This window comes from Mesorhizobium sp. ES1-1, assembly GCF_020164785.1.
Taxonomy (GTDB): domain Bacteria; phylum Pseudomonadota; class Alphaproteobacteria; order Rhizobiales; family Rhizobiaceae; genus Mesorhizobium.
Genome location: NZ_JAIUGX010000003.1, coordinates 177,822 through 193,309, shown reverse-complemented (window position 1 = coordinate 193,309; position 15,488 = coordinate 177,822). Strand labels below are relative to the sequence as shown.

At 63.3% G+C, this 15,488-nt stretch carries 17 protein-coding genes; 8 read left to right on the top strand and 9 right to left on the bottom strand.

What is annotated here, in order from left to right:
• Positions 1 to 10: 10 nt before the first annotated feature.
• The 4 genes from ftsY (at position 11) to LB513_RS06175 (ending at position 3,765) form a co-directional block, all read left to right on the top strand.
• Entirely contained in the window at positions 11 to 1,810 is a 1,800-nt protein-coding gene (gene ftsY / locus LB513_RS06190) for a signal recognition particle-docking protein FtsY (protein WP_224662588.1), read from the top strand.
• Positions 1,811 to 1,814: 4 nt separating this feature from the next.
• A complete protein-coding gene (locus tag LB513_RS06185) occupies positions 1,815 to 2,489 on the top strand; it encodes a septation protein A (RefSeq protein WP_224662587.1) in 675 nt (224 codons plus the stop codon).
• Between the two features lie 70 nt (positions 2,490 to 2,559).
• A complete protein-coding gene (locus LB513_RS06180) occupies positions 2,560 to 3,180 on the top strand; it encodes a pyridoxamine 5'-phosphate oxidase family protein (RefSeq protein WP_224662586.1) in 621 nt (206 codons plus the stop codon).
• Positions 3,181 to 3,216: 36 nt separating this feature from the next.
• Positions 3,217 to 3,765: an NADPH-dependent FMN reductase gene (locus tag LB513_RS06175; protein ID WP_224662585.1), complete on the top strand. Its 549-nt coding sequence runs from the start codon at positions 3,217 to 3,219 to the stop codon at positions 3,763 to 3,765.
• 97 nt (positions 3,766 to 3,862) lie between these two features.
• On the opposite strand, the gene LB513_RS06170 is transcribed toward LB513_RS06175, so the two are convergent.
• Positions 3,863 to 4,069, bottom strand: a complete 207-nt coding sequence (locus tag LB513_RS06170) for a tautomerase family protein (protein ID WP_013528835.1) — start codon at positions 4,067 to 4,069, stop codon at positions 3,863 to 3,865.
• Between the two features lie 153 nt (positions 4,070 to 4,222).
• Entirely contained in the window at positions 4,223 to 5,143 is a 921-nt protein-coding gene (locus LB513_RS06165; RefSeq protein ID WP_224662584.1) for an SMP-30/gluconolactonase/LRE family protein, read from the bottom strand.
• A 289-nt stretch (positions 5,144 to 5,432) separates the two neighbouring features.
• Here LB513_RS06165 and LB513_RS06160 point away from each other — a divergent pair, with 289 nt between their 5' ends.
• Complete coding sequence (locus LB513_RS06160; protein WP_224662583.1) at positions 5,433 to 5,594, top strand: hypothetical protein; 162 nt, start codon at positions 5,433 to 5,435, stop codon at positions 5,592 to 5,594.
• Between the two features lie 168 nt (positions 5,595 to 5,762).
• On the opposite strand, the gene LB513_RS06155 is transcribed toward LB513_RS06160, so the two are convergent.
• The 4 genes from LB513_RS06155 to ccmA form a co-directional block, all read right to left on the bottom strand.
• The gene (locus tag LB513_RS06155) at positions 5,763 to 6,344 is read right to left on the bottom strand and encodes a DsbE family thiol:disulfide interchange protein (protein WP_224662582.1); all 582 of its coding nucleotides are present in this window, start codon (positions 6,342 to 6,344) and stop codon (positions 5,763 to 5,765) included.
• Positions 6,341 to 6,514: a heme exporter protein CcmD gene (gene ccmD, locus LB513_RS06150; RefSeq protein ID WP_224662581.1), complete on the bottom strand. Its 174-nt coding sequence runs from the start codon at positions 6,512 to 6,514 to the stop codon at positions 6,341 to 6,343. Before ccmD ends, LB513_RS06155 begins: the two co-directional genes overlap by 4 nt.
• A 172-nt stretch (positions 6,515 to 6,686) precedes the next feature.
• On the bottom strand, positions 6,687 to 7,352 hold the full coding sequence (gene ccmB, locus LB513_RS06145; protein WP_224662886.1) for a heme exporter protein CcmB: 666 nt from the start codon (positions 7,350 to 7,352) through the stop codon (positions 6,687 to 6,689).
• A 193-nt stretch (positions 7,353 to 7,545) separates the two neighbouring features.
• On the bottom strand, positions 7,546 to 8,154 hold the full coding sequence (gene ccmA / locus LB513_RS06140; RefSeq protein WP_224662580.1) for a heme ABC exporter ATP-binding protein CcmA: 609 nt from the start codon (positions 8,152 to 8,154) through the stop codon (positions 7,546 to 7,548).
• A 284-nt stretch (positions 8,155 to 8,438) separates the two neighbouring features.
• On the opposite strand from ccmA, the gene acnA reads away from it, so the two are divergent.
• On the top strand, positions 8,439 to 11,129 hold the full coding sequence (acnA, locus tag LB513_RS06135; protein ID WP_224662579.1) for an aconitate hydratase AcnA: 2,691 nt from the start codon (positions 8,439 to 8,441) through the stop codon (positions 11,127 to 11,129).
• Positions 11,130 to 11,211: 82 nt separating this feature from the next.
• On the opposite strand, the gene LB513_RS06130 is transcribed toward acnA, so the two are convergent.
• Positions 11,212 to 11,889: a ceramidase domain-containing protein gene (locus LB513_RS06130; protein WP_224662578.1), complete on the bottom strand. Its 678-nt coding sequence runs from the start codon at positions 11,887 to 11,889 to the stop codon at positions 11,212 to 11,214.
• A 177-nt stretch (positions 11,890 to 12,066) separates the two neighbouring features.
• Between LB513_RS06130 and LB513_RS06125 the strand changes: the two genes are divergently transcribed.
• Both LB513_RS06125 and LB513_RS06120 read left to right on the top strand, forming a co-directional pair.
• Positions 12,067 to 12,852 carry a DUF1223 domain-containing protein gene (locus tag LB513_RS06125; RefSeq protein ID WP_224662577.1) on the top strand — a complete coding sequence of 262 codons (786 nt, stop codon included), beginning with the start codon at positions 12,067 to 12,069 and terminating at the stop codon, positions 12,850 to 12,852.
• A gap of 417 nt (positions 12,853 to 13,269) precedes the next feature.
• Positions 13,270 to 13,656: a DUF2794 domain-containing protein gene (locus tag LB513_RS06120; RefSeq protein ID WP_224662576.1), complete on the top strand. Its 387-nt coding sequence runs from the start codon at positions 13,270 to 13,272 to the stop codon at positions 13,654 to 13,656.
• Between the two features lie 126 nt (positions 13,657 to 13,782).
• Here LB513_RS06120 and LB513_RS06115 read toward each other — a convergent pair whose 3' ends face one another.
• Both LB513_RS06115 and LB513_RS06110 read right to left on the bottom strand, forming a co-directional pair.
• Positions 13,783 to 14,361, bottom strand: a complete 579-nt coding sequence (locus LB513_RS06115; RefSeq protein WP_224662575.1) for a GNAT family N-acetyltransferase — start codon at positions 14,359 to 14,361, stop codon at positions 13,783 to 13,785.
• 111 nt (positions 14,362 to 14,472) lie between these two features.
• Positions 14,473 to 15,246, bottom strand: a complete 774-nt coding sequence (locus LB513_RS06110) for a Bax inhibitor-1/YccA family protein (protein WP_224662574.1) — start codon at positions 15,244 to 15,246, stop codon at positions 14,473 to 14,475.
• Positions 15,247 to 15,488 lie beyond the last annotated feature (242 nt).

Below are 15,488 nucleotides of genomic sequence, written 5' to 3'. Positions count from 1 at the left end.
AAAGCAAAGCATGGCTGGTTTTTTCAAGAAGATATTTTCGTTCGGCAAGACCGAGACTGCCGATGAGCGGGTCGATGAGACCGCTCCGCTGCCGCCGATCAAATGGGAACAGCTCCAGGCGCTGAAGCCGGCCGCCGATCAGGTCGTTCCGGAGTTTCTGAAGCGTGATGAGCCGCTGCCCGATGAGGTCGTGCCGGTTGTAGCGCTGCAGCCGTTACCGACGCCTGTTGGGGAAACACCCCCCGAGCCCGGTCCGGACATCCCGCCGGCGCCGCAACCGACTGTTCCGTCCGAGCCGGAACCGCTGCAGCCGCCAGCACCGGAAGAGCAGCCGGCGCCCCCGCCAATGGCCCCGGAGCCGCCGACACCTGAAGAGATTCCGCTCCCCCCGGCCGCCCCGGAACCTGCTCCCGAACCGCAGCCGCAGGAAGTCCCTGCTCCGGCGCCGGCCGAGCCTGAGATTGCGCCGCAGCCGGAACGACAGCCTGAACCGGCGCCGATAGAAGTGCCGTCGCCCCCAGCCGAGATCCCGGCCGACACACCGCTTGAAGTGCCGTCACCGATCGAGACTTCAGTACCGACAGCTCCAGAAACCGGCCCCGTCCCTCATCCGCCTGCCGGCACCTTCTCTCCGTTTAGAGACGAACGCGAGGCCGCGGCACCCCCCGCCGGGCCAGCCACCGTGGCGCCTCAGCCTCCCGCCGCCGAAATTGCGCCCCTCATCCGCCAGCCGGCGCCGGTCGAAGCACAGCCGGTCATTGCCGAGATCGCGCCGGAGCCGCAATCCATCCCGCAGCCGGCACTGGTGCCAAGATCCGCTCCTGGCAAGGTGACCGTCACCAAGAAGGTCGAGCAGAAGGCCGAGCCCGTAAAGGCGGCCGAGCCTGCGGCCAGACGCTCCTGGTTCCAGCGCATGCGGGACGGCCTGTCGCGTTCTTCCAGGGAGCTCACCGGCAACATCGCCGGCGTCTTCACCAAGCGTAAGCTGGACGAGGAGACGCTGCAGGACCTGGAAGATGTGCTTATCCGCGCCGATCTCGGCATGGAGACCGCGCTGCGCATCACCGATGCCCTGGCGGCCAGCCGCTATGGCAAGGATGTCTCCGACACCGACGTACGCAGCGTCATGGCGGCCGAAGTGGAGAAGGTGCTGGGCCATGTGGCCATGCCGCTGGAGCTCGACCTGTCGCACAAGCCGCATGTCATCCTGGTCGTCGGCGTCAACGGCACCGGCAAGACCACGACCATCGGCAAGCTGGCGGCCAAGCTGACCGATGGCGGCCTGTCGGTGATGCTGGCCGCCGGCGACACCTTCCGCGCCGCGGCGATCGAACAGCTGAAGATCTGGGGCGAGCGCACAAAATCGCCGGTCATCGCCTCCAGGATCGGCGCCGATGCGGCCGGCCTCGCCTACGACGCCTTCGAACGTGCGAAGGAAGCCGGTTCCGACGTGCTGATCATCGATACCGCCGGCCGGCTGCAGAACAAGACCGAGCTGATGGCGGAGCTCGAGAAGGTCGTCCGCGTGCTGGGCAAGCTCGACCCGGAGGCGCCGCACACAGTGCTGCAGACTGTCGACGCCACGACCGGCCAGAATGCGCTCAACCAGGTCGAGATCTTCCGCAACATCGCCGGCGTCAACGGCTTGGTGATGACCAAGCTGGACGGTACGGCGCGCGGCGGTATTCTTGTGGCGATTGCGGCAAAGCACAAACTGCCGGTCTATTTCATCGGCGTCGGCGAACAGGTCGACGATCTCGAACCTTTCTCGGCAAGCGAATTCGCCAGGGCGATCGCGGGAGTTGCGTGAATCCATGAACCCACCAATCCTCGAACGCGACCCGTCCGATCCGCAGAAGGAGAAGAAGGAGGGCGTCAATCCGGTGCTCAAGCTGGTTCTGGAGCTTGGCCCCCTGCTGGTGTTCTTCTTCGCCAATGCGCGTGGCGCGTGGCTTGTGCAGAAATTCCCTGCTCTGGGCCAATTCGGCGGCCCGATCTTCGTCGCCACCGGCCTATTCATGGCTGCGACGGCAATCGCGCTGCTCGCCTCCTGGCTTCTCATCCGCACCTTGCCGATCATGCCGATGGTGTCGGGCGTCGTCGTCTTCATTTTCGGCGCCCTGACGCTCTATCTGCAGGACGACATCTTCATCAAGATGAAGCCGACCATCGTCAACACGCTGTTCGGCGGCGTGCTGCTCGGCGGCCTCTACTTCGGCAAATCGCTGCTCGGCTATGTCTTCGATTCCGCCTTTCGCCTCGACGCCGAAGGCTGGCGCAAGCTGACCTTTCGCTGGGGTCTGTTCTTCCTGTTCCTGGCCCTTGCCAATGAAGTCGTTTGGCGGAATTTTTCCACCGATGCCTGGGTTACTTTCAAGGTCTGGGGGATCATGCCGATTACGCTTGTGTTCACCTTCAGCCAGATGCCCCTGATCCTGCGGCATTCGCTCGATGAAAGCGCAGCGAAGGAAGACAAGGTCGGCAAGTAGAGACTTCGGTCGTCCGGGAAGCGCGAGAGTTCCCGGCGCAATCGCTTCGAAACAACGGGGACAAATCGTCATGGAGTTCGTTACCACGCGTGAACAGCTGCGGACGATTTACAAGACGCCGCGGCCGACCGACGGCTCCATCCGCAAGGAGTTGAAGGCGCTCGACGGCCATTGCCGATCCTTCATCGGCAAGAGCCCTTTCGTGCTGATCGGCTCCTCCGACGCCGCCGGCAATGCCGACGTGACCCCGAAAGGCGACAGGCCGGGCTTCACCGCCGTGCTCGACGACCAGACGATCGCCATCCCCGACCGGCCCGGCAACAACAGGCTGGATACGCTGGAAAACATCATCGTCAACCCCTCCGTCGGTCTGCTCTTCCTCATCCCCGGCATGAACGAGACGCTGCGCGTCAATGGCGACGCCCGCATCACGACCCACGCAGGTTTGCGCGAGCGCCTTGCCGTCGACGGCCGCGCGCCGCAAAGCGTCGTCGTGGTCACCGTCAAGGCGGCCTACATGCACTGCGCCAAGGCCTTCATGCGCTCCGACCTGTGGAAGCCTGAGACCTGGTATGACCGCGCGACCCTGCCGACGCTCGGCCAGATCATGCGCGATCAGCTGGCGCTGCCTGAGTCCGCGGAGGCGACCGACCGCTGGCTGGACGGCGAATACAAGCAGACGATGTGGTAGGTTCGCGGCGACGATTCGTCCCGGTTGATCCTTCCCTTGCTGAACATCCTCGCAATTTCCGGCAGCCTGCGCGCGGCCTCCACCAATTCCGCCCTGGTCTCGGCACTGGCCCGCAATGCGCCGACCGGCTGCCGGGTCGCCGTCCATGACGGGCTCGCAAGATTGCCGATCTTCAACCCGGACGACGAGGGCGACCGGACGCCCGACGAAGCGTCACGTCTTATCGAAGCCGTTTCTCGAGCCGATGGCGTGATTGTCTCCTGCCCGGAATACGCCCATGGCGTTCCAGGCGGGCTGAAGAACGCGCTCGACTGGCTGGTGTCGCGCGACGCCGCCATCGACAAGCCGGCCATGCTTGCGCATGCCTCGCCACGCTCGCTATACGCACGCGCCGCCCTGGCCGAGATCATGCGGACGATGTCGTTCGCGCTCTATGAACGCGCGGCGCTGGAAATCCCGCTGCTGGGCAAGAAGCCGCCTGAGGTGGAAATGATCCTGGGGGACGAGGCGAACCAGCGGGCGATGCGGGAAGCCGTGCAGGGCTTTATGGATTTTATCCGCGCAAGCGCAGCTTCGTCATCCTAGGGCGGAGCAAAGAGCGAAGCGAAGCGACGCAGACCCTAGGATCTCCTCAAGCCAGAGGATGACGAAGGGAAGGGGAGCGCCCCCAAAGGCAGCCAACCTACCCCTTCCGCAGCGTCTCGACGTCGGTTTTGCCGACATACCAGTCGCGGGCGTTGACCTCTTCGAAAACCACCCAGACATCGTCATTGCTCAGCCCGGTGGCGTCCATGATGGCCGCCGTGACTTTCTTGGCGATATCAGCCTTCTTGCCGGCCGGGTCGGCGGCGATCACTTCCTTGACGATGCGGATGTTGACGAATGGCATGGTGTCCTCCCTTTGGATAATGTCTGATACTGCCGGCAGACGGCTTCGAAATGCGCTCCGGCGGACGCAGCGATCGCGCCGCCGGCAGCCTTGGCGCCACGGGCGTGCGGAGAAGCGCCATCAAGACCCGCCAGAGAAAAGTCTCCAGCCGCTTCAATAGGTTTTGGCGCCGTTGACCATCAGTCGCACCATGTAGAGCGATGTCGTGCCGGCGATATAGAGGCAATTCAGCTTGTTGCCGCCGAACACGCAATTGGCGGTGACCTCGGGCACCTTGACCTTGCCGATCAGCGTGCCGTCCGGATCGTAGCAATGAATACCGTCGGCCGCGCTCGTCCAGATGCGGCCGTCCTCGTCGAGCCTGAAGCCGTCGAAGAGGCCGGCCGTGCAGTCGGCGAAGACCTTGTCACCGGACACCTTCTTGCCGCCCTTGCCGACATTGAACACCCGCATATGCGCAGGATTCTTGTCGCCATGCGTGCGGCCCGTGTCGACGACATAGAGCTTGCTCTCGTCGAGCGAGAAAGCCAGCCCGTTCGGCCGCACCATATCGGTGATCACGGCCTCGACGTCGCCGGTGCCGGGATCGACCCGGTAGACATTGCAGGCGCCGATTTCGCTTTCGGCCTTGTCGCCCTCATAGTCGGTGTCGATGCCGTAGCTCGGATCGGTGAACCAGATCGAGCCGTCGGATTTTACCACCGCGTCATTGGGCGAGTTCAGCCGCTTACCCTTCCATGTCGAGGCGATTGTTGTGATGGAGCCGTCATATTCGGTGCGGCTGACGCGGCGGCCTGAATGCTCGCACGTGATCAGCCGGCCCTGCCGGTCAACCGTGTTGCCGTTGGAATTGCCTGACGGCTGGCGGAACACGCTGACGCTGCCGTCCGTCTCATCATAGCGCAGCATGCGGTTATTCGGGATGTCCGACCAGACAAGGTAGCGGCCGGCAGCGAACCAGGCCGGGCCTTCCGCCCAGCGGCAACCGGTGAACAGCTTTTCCACCTGCGCATTGCCGTTGAAAAGCCGCGCGAAGCGCGGATCGAGAATTTCATAATAGTCTGCAGCCGCCATGCATTTCCTCCCGGCATCACGTGACGACGGATCAAGCCAGCCCGCGGCCGATCTGGCAAGATGGGCCTTAGCGATTTGTATGACAAAATCGAGAGGAAGCAGCATACGCCAGGTCCGGCACGGCCACGGCCCGGAGCGACGCATCTTAGCACTCGCTTAACCTGCTATGCGCTGCGCGCAATGGTGCATTGCAACATCTTCTTTTTGCAACGCACCAATACTATGTCATGTTTCGTAGCGAGGAGGAACAACCGGCCGCCGGAAGCGGCTCAAGAATAGGGAACTCAAGATGTTCAATATAGTGAATCGCGCTCGCCAGAGCATTGCCAAGCGCAGGCACTACAACCGCCTCGTCGCCGAAGTCGACAGCTTCTCCAGCCGCGATCTGGCCGACATGCGGGCCGACCGCTCGGAAATGCTCTATCAGATCCACAAGCAGATCTACGGCTGAGCCAACTGGGGTCCTGCCCTCACGCAGGACTGCCAGAGCAGAATCGCAAATGCAATTCGCAAGTCCGACCTTTCCCCTCGGGGATTGAACCGGTCAACGCAGGGCATCGCTTCTCCCCCCCAACGGGGAGAAGTCGACCCCCCGGCGGACGGCTGTCGGGGCCAACGCTTAACCGGGCGCGGCCAGCGCCTTTTCAATCTGTGGCAGCAGCAGCGTCTGCACGGCCTCCGCCGTCAGCGGGCCGACATGCTTGAAGGCGATCTTGCCGTCCTTGCCGATGACGAAGGTCTCCGGCACGCCATAGACCCCCCAGTCGATCGCCGTGCTGCCGGCTTCGTCGACGCCGATGGCCTGGAAAGGGTTGCCCAAGTCGCCAAGGAAGCGGCGGGCGTTTTCCGCCCGGTCCTTGTAGTTCAGCGCCGCCATGACGAAGCGCTTGTCCTGCGCCAGTGCCAGCAGCACCGGGTGCTCTTCCCGGCACGGCGCGCACCACGACGCAAAGACATTGACCAGCGTCACCTTGCCGGCGAAGGTTTTCGAATCGAGCCCCGGCAGGTTTGACCCTTGGAGCGCCGGCAGCTTGGTCGGCGGCGCGGGCTGCCCGATCAGCGCCGACGGCACCTCCGAGACATCGCGTCCCGACAACAGCTGCGACAGGAACAGGCCGGCAAGGCCGAGGAAGATCAGCAACGGCAGCAGCACGAACAGGCGGCGACCGGCCGGCGGCGGTGTTTCAGTCTCGCTGCTCATCGCTTCTCCGCGCCCGCCTTGTCGGAGCGCCTTCGCACGCCGGCTGCTTCGAGTTCCGCGAGATCGCGCTTGCGGGCCCGCTGGTCGAGCAGGATCCAGCCGATCAGCCCGGCCAGGGCAATGGCGGTGATGCCATAGGCGGCGGTGACGTAGAGGTCATGCGCGCTCATGCAGCCGACCTCGCAGCGCCGGCGTGTAATCCGATCATTTTACTCGGATAGACCATGCTCTCCCTTAACCGCGCGCCGCCGGCTTCGCAATCTGCCGCCGCGCCGCAGCTTCGAACATAGGCGGTCGCCGCACCGCGGCCTTTGATGTCACGCAAACCCTGACTGGCGTCACTCAGTCCGTTCCATGCCGCAGGGCCAGCGCCGCCGCCACCGGTCCCACCACCGCAAGAAACAGCGTGAGCGCGGCGAGGATGAGGAAGGGCTGCAGGAAGGGGTCGGGATCGGCCGTTGCACCGTAGCTTGCCGACACCCCGAAAATCAGAACCGGGATGGTCAGAGGCAGGACCAGGACGGAGATCAACAGCCCGCCGCGCGGCAACGCCACAGCCACGGCGGCACCCGCGGCGCCGATGAAGGTGATGGCCGGCGTGCCGACCAGAAGCGTGAGCGCCGTTGCGCCGATGGCGAGCGGTTCCATGTTCATGAACAGGCCGAGCAGCGGCGCCGCAATCACCAGCGGCAGCACGCTTCCTGCCCAATGCGCCAGGCATTTCACCAGCACCGTCAGCGCCAGCATGTGACGGTCATTGCCGAGCACCAGAAGGTCAAGTGAACCGTCCTCGCGGTCGGCCTGGAAAAGCCGGTCGAGCCCGAGCAGACAGGACAGCAGCGCTCCGATCCACAGAATGGCCGGGCCGATGCGGGCCAAAAGCTTCAAATCCGGCCCGACCCCGAACGGAATGGTGGCGATCACGGCGAGAAAGAAGATGATCCCGGTCAAGGCGCCGCCGCCGGCGCGGATGTTGAGACGAATGTCGCGCAGGAAAAGGGCTACCATGATCTGAGACGCCTTTGCCAAGGCGCCCCCCTCTGGCCTGCCGGCCATCTCCCCCTCAAGGGGGGAGATTGGCAGACCATGCCTCCCGCCAGTCCTCGAACGGTGGTGATTGGCGAAAGTCGGGACGACATCTGATCTCCCCCCTTGAGGGGGAGATGTCCGGCAGGAAAGAGGGGGGTGCCTCGCACCGACATCAATGGCCTACCCTCATCGCCAATTCCTTCGCCCCCGCGATTCCCAGCGGCAGATGCGTCGCCGCCAGGATCATTCCACCCCCTTCACAATAGCGCGTCATCAGCGCGGAAAACCGCGCCTCCGAAGCCTTGTCCAACCCCGATGTCGGCTCGTCCAGCAGCCACAGCGGCCGCTGGCTGACCAAGAGCTTGGCAATCGCTGCCCTTCGCCTTTGCCCCGTCGAGAGATAGCCGAATGGCAGATGGCCGATGCCACCGAGCCCGACCGTATCCAGTGCCTCGTCGACGCTGGACAGACCCGGGCCGGAAAAATCCCGCCAGAAGCGCAGATTTTCGGTCACGCTCAGCGCCGTCTTCATTGCATTGAGGTGGCCGAGATAATGGCAGGCCGCCGCGACGGTCGGAAAATCTTCGCCACCGCCCTCGATCAAGAGGCGGCCTTGGGCCGCCGGCAAAAGGCCGGCGACAACCCGCAGCAGCGTCGATTTGCCCGAACCGTTCCGCCCGGTGACAATCAATGCCTGGCCTTGCGCAAGCGCGAAGTCGACGCCGGAAAAAACCGGCTCGCCGCCCCGTTCGCCGCCCAGATTTTCCGCGATCAGCCGCATCCTTGCCTGCCCCGAAAACAATTCGTCGCGGCGGCTGCCGCATCGCACAAATTTGCTTTTCGACTGTCTAGAACTATTCCAGAAAATTCTCTATATGCGGTGCATCCGTGCCAGCGGTCGGCACGGGAACAGAATTTGCGCCGAACCAGCGCACGCGCCGCCTTGAACGGCTCGGGTTGCTCGGGAACGGATAGCGGAAATGGCCGTACCCGCACCTTTGCGCGTGATTGCATGCCATCGGCGTCCGTTCCCTTTCAGGCTGAACAGACAAGAATGGATCGCACGTGTCAAAATCCCTCGATAGTTTCAACTGCCGTCGCACGCTGACCGCGAACGGCACGGAATATATTTATTTCGATCTCATAGAGGCCGAGAAGAACGGCCTCACGGGCATTGCCCAGCTCCCCTATTCGATGAAAGTGCTGCTGGAGAACCTGCTGCGCAATGAGGACGGCCGCTCCGTCACCAAGGAGTCGATCCAGGCTGTCGCCGGCTGGCTGACCGACAAGGGAACCGCAGGCGTCGAGATCGCCTATCGCCCGGCCCGCGTGCTGATGCAGGATTTCACCGGCGTTCCGGCCGTCGTCGACCTCGCCGCCATGCGCGATGCCATGGCCTCGCTCGGTGGCGATCCGCAGAAGATCAACCCGCTTGTGCCGGTCGACCTCGTCATCGACCATTCCGTCATCGTCGACGAATTCGGCACGCCAATGGCCTTCGCGCGCAATGTGGAGCTCGAATACGAGCGCAATGAGGAACGCTACAAATTCCTCAAATGGGGCCAGCAGGCCTTCCGCAACTTCCGCGTCGTGCCTCCCGGCACCGGCATCTGCCACCAGGTCAACCTCGAATATCTCGGCCAGGTGGTATGGACCAACACCGAGGATGGTGAAATCACCGCCTATCCCGATACCTGCGTCGGCACCGATTCGCACACCACCATGATCAATGGGCTCGGCGTGCTCGGCTGGGGCGTCGGCGGCATCGAGGCCGAGGCCGCCATGCTCGGCCAGCCTGTCTCCATGCTGTTGCCGGAAGTCATCGGCTTCCGCCTGACCGGCAGGCTGAAGGAAGGCGTCACCGCCACCGACCTCGTCCTCACTGTCACCCAGATGCTGCGCAAGAAGGGCGTCGTCGGCAAGTTCGTCGAGTTCTTCGGGCCCGGCCTTTCCAACATGACGCTGGCCGACCGTGCCACCATCGGCAACATGGCGCCCGAATATGGCGCCACCTGCGGCTTCTTCCCGGTCGACGGCGAGACCATCCGCTACCTCACAATGTCTGGCCGCAGCGAGGACCGCATCGCGCTTGTCGAGGCCTACGCCAAGGCGCAGGGCCTGTGGCGGGACGCCGGCTCGGCCGACCCGGTCTTCAGCGATCTGCTCGAGCTCGAGCTCGGCAGTGTCGTGCCGTCGATGGCCGGTCCGAAGCGCCCGGAAGGCCGCGTCGCGCTGGAGGGCATCCCCGAAGGCTTCGCCAAGGCGATGGACACGGAGTACAAAAAGGCTGCCGAAGCCGACAAGCGCTACGCCGTGGAAGGCACCTCGCACGATCTCGGCCATGGCGACGTCGTTATCGCCGCCATCACCTCCTGCACCAACACATCGAACCCGAGCGTTCTGATCGGGGCGGGCCTGCTTGCCCGCAACGCCAACCGCCTCGGCCTCAAGCAGAAGCCCTGGGTGAAGACTTCGCTGGCTCCGGGAAGCCAGGTGGTCGCCGAATATCTGGAGAAATCCGGCCTGCAGAAGGAGCTCGACCAGATCGGCTTCAACCTGGTCGGCTTCGGCTGCACCACCTGCATCGGCAATTCGGGGCCGCTGCCGGCGCCGATCTCGAAGACCATTAACGACAAGGGCCTGATCGCCGCGGCGGTTCTCTCCGGCAACCGCAATTTCGAGGGCCGCGTATCCCCCGACGTGCAGGCGAACTATCTTGCCTCGCCGCCGCTGGTCGTCGCCCATGCGTTGGCCGGGACCGTCACCAGGGACCTGACCACCGAGCCCCTCGGCGACGACAAGGACGGCAACCCGGTCTATCTCAGGGATATCTGGCCGAGCTCCGCCGAGATCCAGGAGTTCATCGAGAAGAACGTCACCCGCGAGCTGTTCGCGCGCAAATACGCCAATGTCTTCAAGGGCGATGAACATTGGCAGAAGGTGCAGGCACCGGAGGGCCAGACCTACGCCTGGGACGACAATTCGACCTATGTGCAGAACCCGCCCTATTTCGCCGGCATGACAGCGGGCTTCGGCAAGATCGAAGATATCAAGGGCGCGCGCGTGCTCGGCCTGTTCGGCGACAAGATCACCACCGACCACATCTCGCCGGCGGGCTCGATCAAGGCCGCCTCGCCGGCTGGCAAGTACCTGACCGACCACGGCGTCGGCGTCGCCGACTTCAACCAGTACGGCACGCGGCGCGGCAACCATGAGGTGATGATGCGCGGCACCTTCGCCAACATCCGCATCCGCAACCATATGCTGGGCGAGAACGGCCGCGAGGGCGGCTACACCATCCACTACCCGTCGAAGGAAGAGGAATCGATCTACGACGCGGCGATGGAGTACAGGAAGGAAGGCGTGCCGCTGGTCATCTTCGCCGGCGTCGAATACGGCAACGGCTCGTCGCGGGACTGGGCAGCCAAGGGTACCAATCTTCTTGGGGTGCGCGCCGTCATCGCGCAGTCCTTCGAACGCATCCATCGCTCGAACCTGGTCGGCATGGGGGTCATCCCCTTCGTCTTCCAGGAAGGCATGTCATGGGCCTCGCTCAATCTGAAGGGCGACGAACTGGTCGAAATCGACGGCCTGAGCACCATCAAGCCACGCCAGACGATGACCGCCAGGATCACTTATGGCGACGGCACGGTGAAGAACGTGCCGATCGTGTGCCGCATCGATACGCTGGACGAGCTCGACTACTTCAAGAACGGCGGCATACTGCAATACGTGCTGCGCGATCTCGCTGCCTAGCAGCAGCCATGAATAGGCTTGGGCATAGGCAGTAGGGAAGCGGACACCTACTGCCTACTGCCTACTGCCTACTGCCTACTGCCTACTGCCTACTGCCGACTTTCGGCGCCCCGAACCGCGCCGCCGCCGCCAGCAGCACGGCCAGCATCAGCCCGTTGAAGATGTGCCACAGGAAATGCGTGCCGAGCGGAAAGCCGGCGCAGACCAGCGGGTCGATCATCCGGCAAATGACGGACACGACGAAGATCGCCGAGCCGACCAAATTATACCAGCCGGCGCGATTCCCGCTCGCCGCCACCCATGCGCCGAAGAAGGCAAGCGCCAGGAATGGCGGCAGATAGCCCGTGGTGCCGTTCGAAGCCTGGCGCAGCCAGTCCGGTACGGCAAACGTGATAAGGCCTGCGACTGCGTAGAAGAGTATGAAGACGGCGATCGCCTTGCCCCATCCCATGCCGAGGAACCGGCGCAGGTTGAACAGCGTATAGGCAAGCGTAAAGCCGGCGATAGGCAGGACGTCGGCCCACACGGTCCCCCTGGTGGCAAAGGTGTGGAAGATCGTCGACCCGATGCCGATGGCCACCACCCACCAGGCGAGCACCTCCGCGAAGGTGCCTGTCCTGTGACGCCGAACTTCACGCACCCCCCACAAGCCTGCGGCAATAAAAGCAAGGTTGGTCAAAGCATTGGTTGGCTCTGCCCAAAGTCCGGGACCGATTCTTTCGCAATAAAGATCGACCGGGGTCAGGAGAGTTTGCCACATGGTGATGATGCCGCCGCCGAATCGAACCAGTGTGTGAAATGCAGTGGCTTCACCTATTGCCGCTCAGCCTGTCGTTGCAACGGAAAAATTTCACCGCAACGTGACTTCCCGTTGACTTCGGGTTCTGCCACATATTTTAGCAACCAGAACAAAGCCGGCGCCACCGGCGGGGATCGGATGACCATGGGCTCGCGAAAATCATTGTGGCTGGCGGCCCTTGTGCTGGCCCTGCCGGCGTTTGCCGGTGCCGGCCATGCCGACAACGCCGGCGGGGTCGAGAAGGAAAAGCCCGGCATCGACCGGCCGCTGGGCGTGGTCGAACTGTTTACGAGCCAGGGCTGCAGCTCCTGTCCGCCGGCCGATGCGTACTTCGCCGAGCTTGCCGGCAAGGAGGACATCGTCGCGCTTGCCTACCATGTCGACTATTGGGACTATCTCGGCTGGCAGGACACGCTGGGCCGCAAGGAAAATACCGAGCGGCAATACGACTATATGCGCGCCTTCGGCAGCCGCTCCGTCTACACGCCACAGGCCGTCATCAACGGCCGCGTGCATGTCAACGGCGCCAAGCGCGGCGAGGTCGATGGCGCGCTCGCCCGCATGTCGAGATCGGGCGAAGGCATGCACGTGCCCGTCAAGGTCAGCCGCACCAGCGACCGCGTGATCATCGATGCCGGCGACGCCGGGACCGGCCCGAGCGACGCCCATGTCGTCATCGTCTATTTCGACGCGCCGCGGACGGTCAAGATCGCCCAGGGCGAGAACTCGGGCCGCAGCATGACTTACTGGAACGCCGTCACCGGCATCCAGACCGCCGGCATGTGGCACGGCAAATCGCAGCGCTATGAATTGCCGATGAGCGAGATCATCAAGAAGGGCGGCTGTGCCGTGCTGCTGCAGTCCGTCGGCAAGGACGGCATGCCCGGCCCCATTCTCGGCGCTGCATTCATTCACAAGCCGTAACCTCTCTTGCCCCCCTTGCTTCTGGGGGAAGGAAAAAGGCATGAAAAAACCGACGTCAGCTTGCTTCTGACGTCGGTCATTTAGGTTTTGGGATCGTCGCACCCGATCTTTCCGAGGAAAGACCGAGGTTGGTTCGATCCGACGCAGACCCGTGGGCGGGGGGCTTGGGGTTTACGAGCCGGTGCCGGACCGAACCGTCTCAGGCAACACCGGTAAATTCGTCGGACATTGGGGCATGAGCGCGGGTAAAAAAAGGCGGAAATGTGGCGGGGCATCACCAATTCCAACAGCGCGATTCACAAATGTGACTGGACGTTGCGGAAACGGCGCGTCGCTGCCCTCGCCTTGCGGCCCTTGCAATTGGACAGCGAACGCGCCAACTTTAATCGGCACGGATTGATTTCGAAGGATCGGGGCATGACCGATGACAGCGGCGGCACGGGCGATGGAGACGCATCCGCAATACTGATCCCGCTGCACGAGGCGAGACGCGAGCGTCTCGACCAGCCGGTGCGGTTCGATCGGCGCGAACTCGACCAGATCCTCAGGCTCTACGGGCGCATGGTCGCTGCCAATGAATGGCGTGACTACGCCATCGATCACCTCAGCGACAGGGCCGTGTTTTCCGTCTTCCGCCGCACCAGCGAAGTGCCTCTGTTTCAGATCGTCAAGGACCCCAAACTGGCACGCAAACAGGGCGCGTTCGCCGTGATCGCGGCCGGCGGCCGCATTCTCAAACGTGGCCAGGAACTCGGCCGCGTGCTCGGCGTCTTCGACAGCAAGCTGAAGCTCGTCGAGGCGTGATTGGGGAACGGATTAGGGTAATGACGAATTGAAGAATTGAGGAATTGAGGAATTGAGGAATTGAAGAACCGAGGAGCCGGGTGACGTCACAGCGCCAATTCTCAATTCTTCAATTCTCCATTTTCCTCAATCCCCTTTCCGGGTACCGAGGAATCTCCGTTCCGGCAGCGACTTGGGATCAGGCGGCACGCTCGCTCCGCCATTCAGCGGCAGCTGCATGAAGACCGTGTCCAGCCAGCGTCCGTGCTTGTAGCCGGAGCCCTCGAGGCGGCCGGAATGGCGGAAGCCGAGCTTTTCGTGCAGCCTCACCGAGGGGCTGTCCGGCCGGCCATCGCCAATAACCGCGACAATCTGGCGAAAGCCCGCTGCTTCGACGGCATCGATCAGTCGTCGCATCAGCTTTAGGCCGACCCCCATGCCCTGCGCCTCGGGGGCGACATAGACGGAATCCTCGACGATGAACCGATAGGCCGGGCGGGGCCGGAAGGCCCCGGCATAGGCGTAGCCAAGCACCGTGCCGTCCTGTTCGGCAACCAGATAGGGAAAGCCCCCTTCAATCAGGCCGTCGAAGCGCGCACCCATCTCATCGCGGCTCGGCGGGTCGAGCTCATAGCTGGCCGTTCCACGGCTCACCGCGTCGGCGTAGATCTGCGTGATCCTGTCGAGATCGGCCGCAGTCGCCGGCCGTATGATGATGGTGTTCATTGTCCTGCATGCCGCTGTGGGAGGCCCCGAGATAACATCAAACGCACCGGCAAAAGAAAAGGGCGGCCATTGGGCCGCCCTTGCGAAGTGCTTGATCCAATCACCGAATGCTTAGCGGCGGTCGCCCATGAACTGCAGAAGGAACATGAACAGGTTGATGAAGTCGAGATAAAGCCGCAGCGCGCCCATGATGGCCTTGCGGCCGGCGACATCGGAAGCGTCACCCTCGAAATACATCTCCTTGATCTTCTGCGTGTCGTAGGCGGTCAGGCCGGCGAAGATCAGCACGCCGATCGCCGAGACGGCGAAGGACAGCGCCGAAGACTGCAGGAAGATGTTGATCACCGTCGCGATGATCAGCCCGAACAGGCCCATGATCAGGAACGAGCCCATCGCGGTCAGATCACGCTTCGTCGTGTAGCCGTACAGCGACAGCGCGCCGAAGCCGGCCGCGGTGGCGAAGAAGGTCTGCGATATGCTGGCGGTCGTGTAGATCAGGAAGATCGACGACAGCGACAGGCCTACGAGGCCGGCATAGACCCAGAATGTGGTCTGCGCCGCCGAGACGCTCATCGACTGCACGCGGAACGACAGGAACATTACAGCGGCCAGTGGCGCGAGCATCACCACCCATCGAAGCGGCGAACCAAAGATCGCGTAGCCGAACGAAGTCAGCATTTCGCCGCTCGGCAGCGTCGCGACAGCCGAAGCCGGGTCGGTCGTGGTGGCCAGCATGATCGTGCCGACGGCCGCAAGGCCGGTGATGAGGAGGCCAAGCCCCATCAAATTGTAAACCTTGACCATGTAGGCGCGCAGGCCCTGGTCGATGTCGACGGCGGCGCCGGGCACGGCGCGCGTCTGGAAGTTGCGAATGGGTTCAACCATGGAAGTCCTCTATTGCTTCTGCCCCGTCCGGTGTCAGGGCCTGTTCGGACTTTCATCCTTGAGGCCCAGGCGCCGCTGGAGGGGCTCCAGCATGCCTGCCGCAAAATATGATGGTTATTCGCGGCAAGAACAAGTGCATGACCGGGTGTAATGCTTGGTGAGGCACCGAAAAGCCCGCGTTTTCCGCCCACCCGGGCCTTATATTACGCCGAATTAACCTGATGCCGACCTCGCAGGCCGCT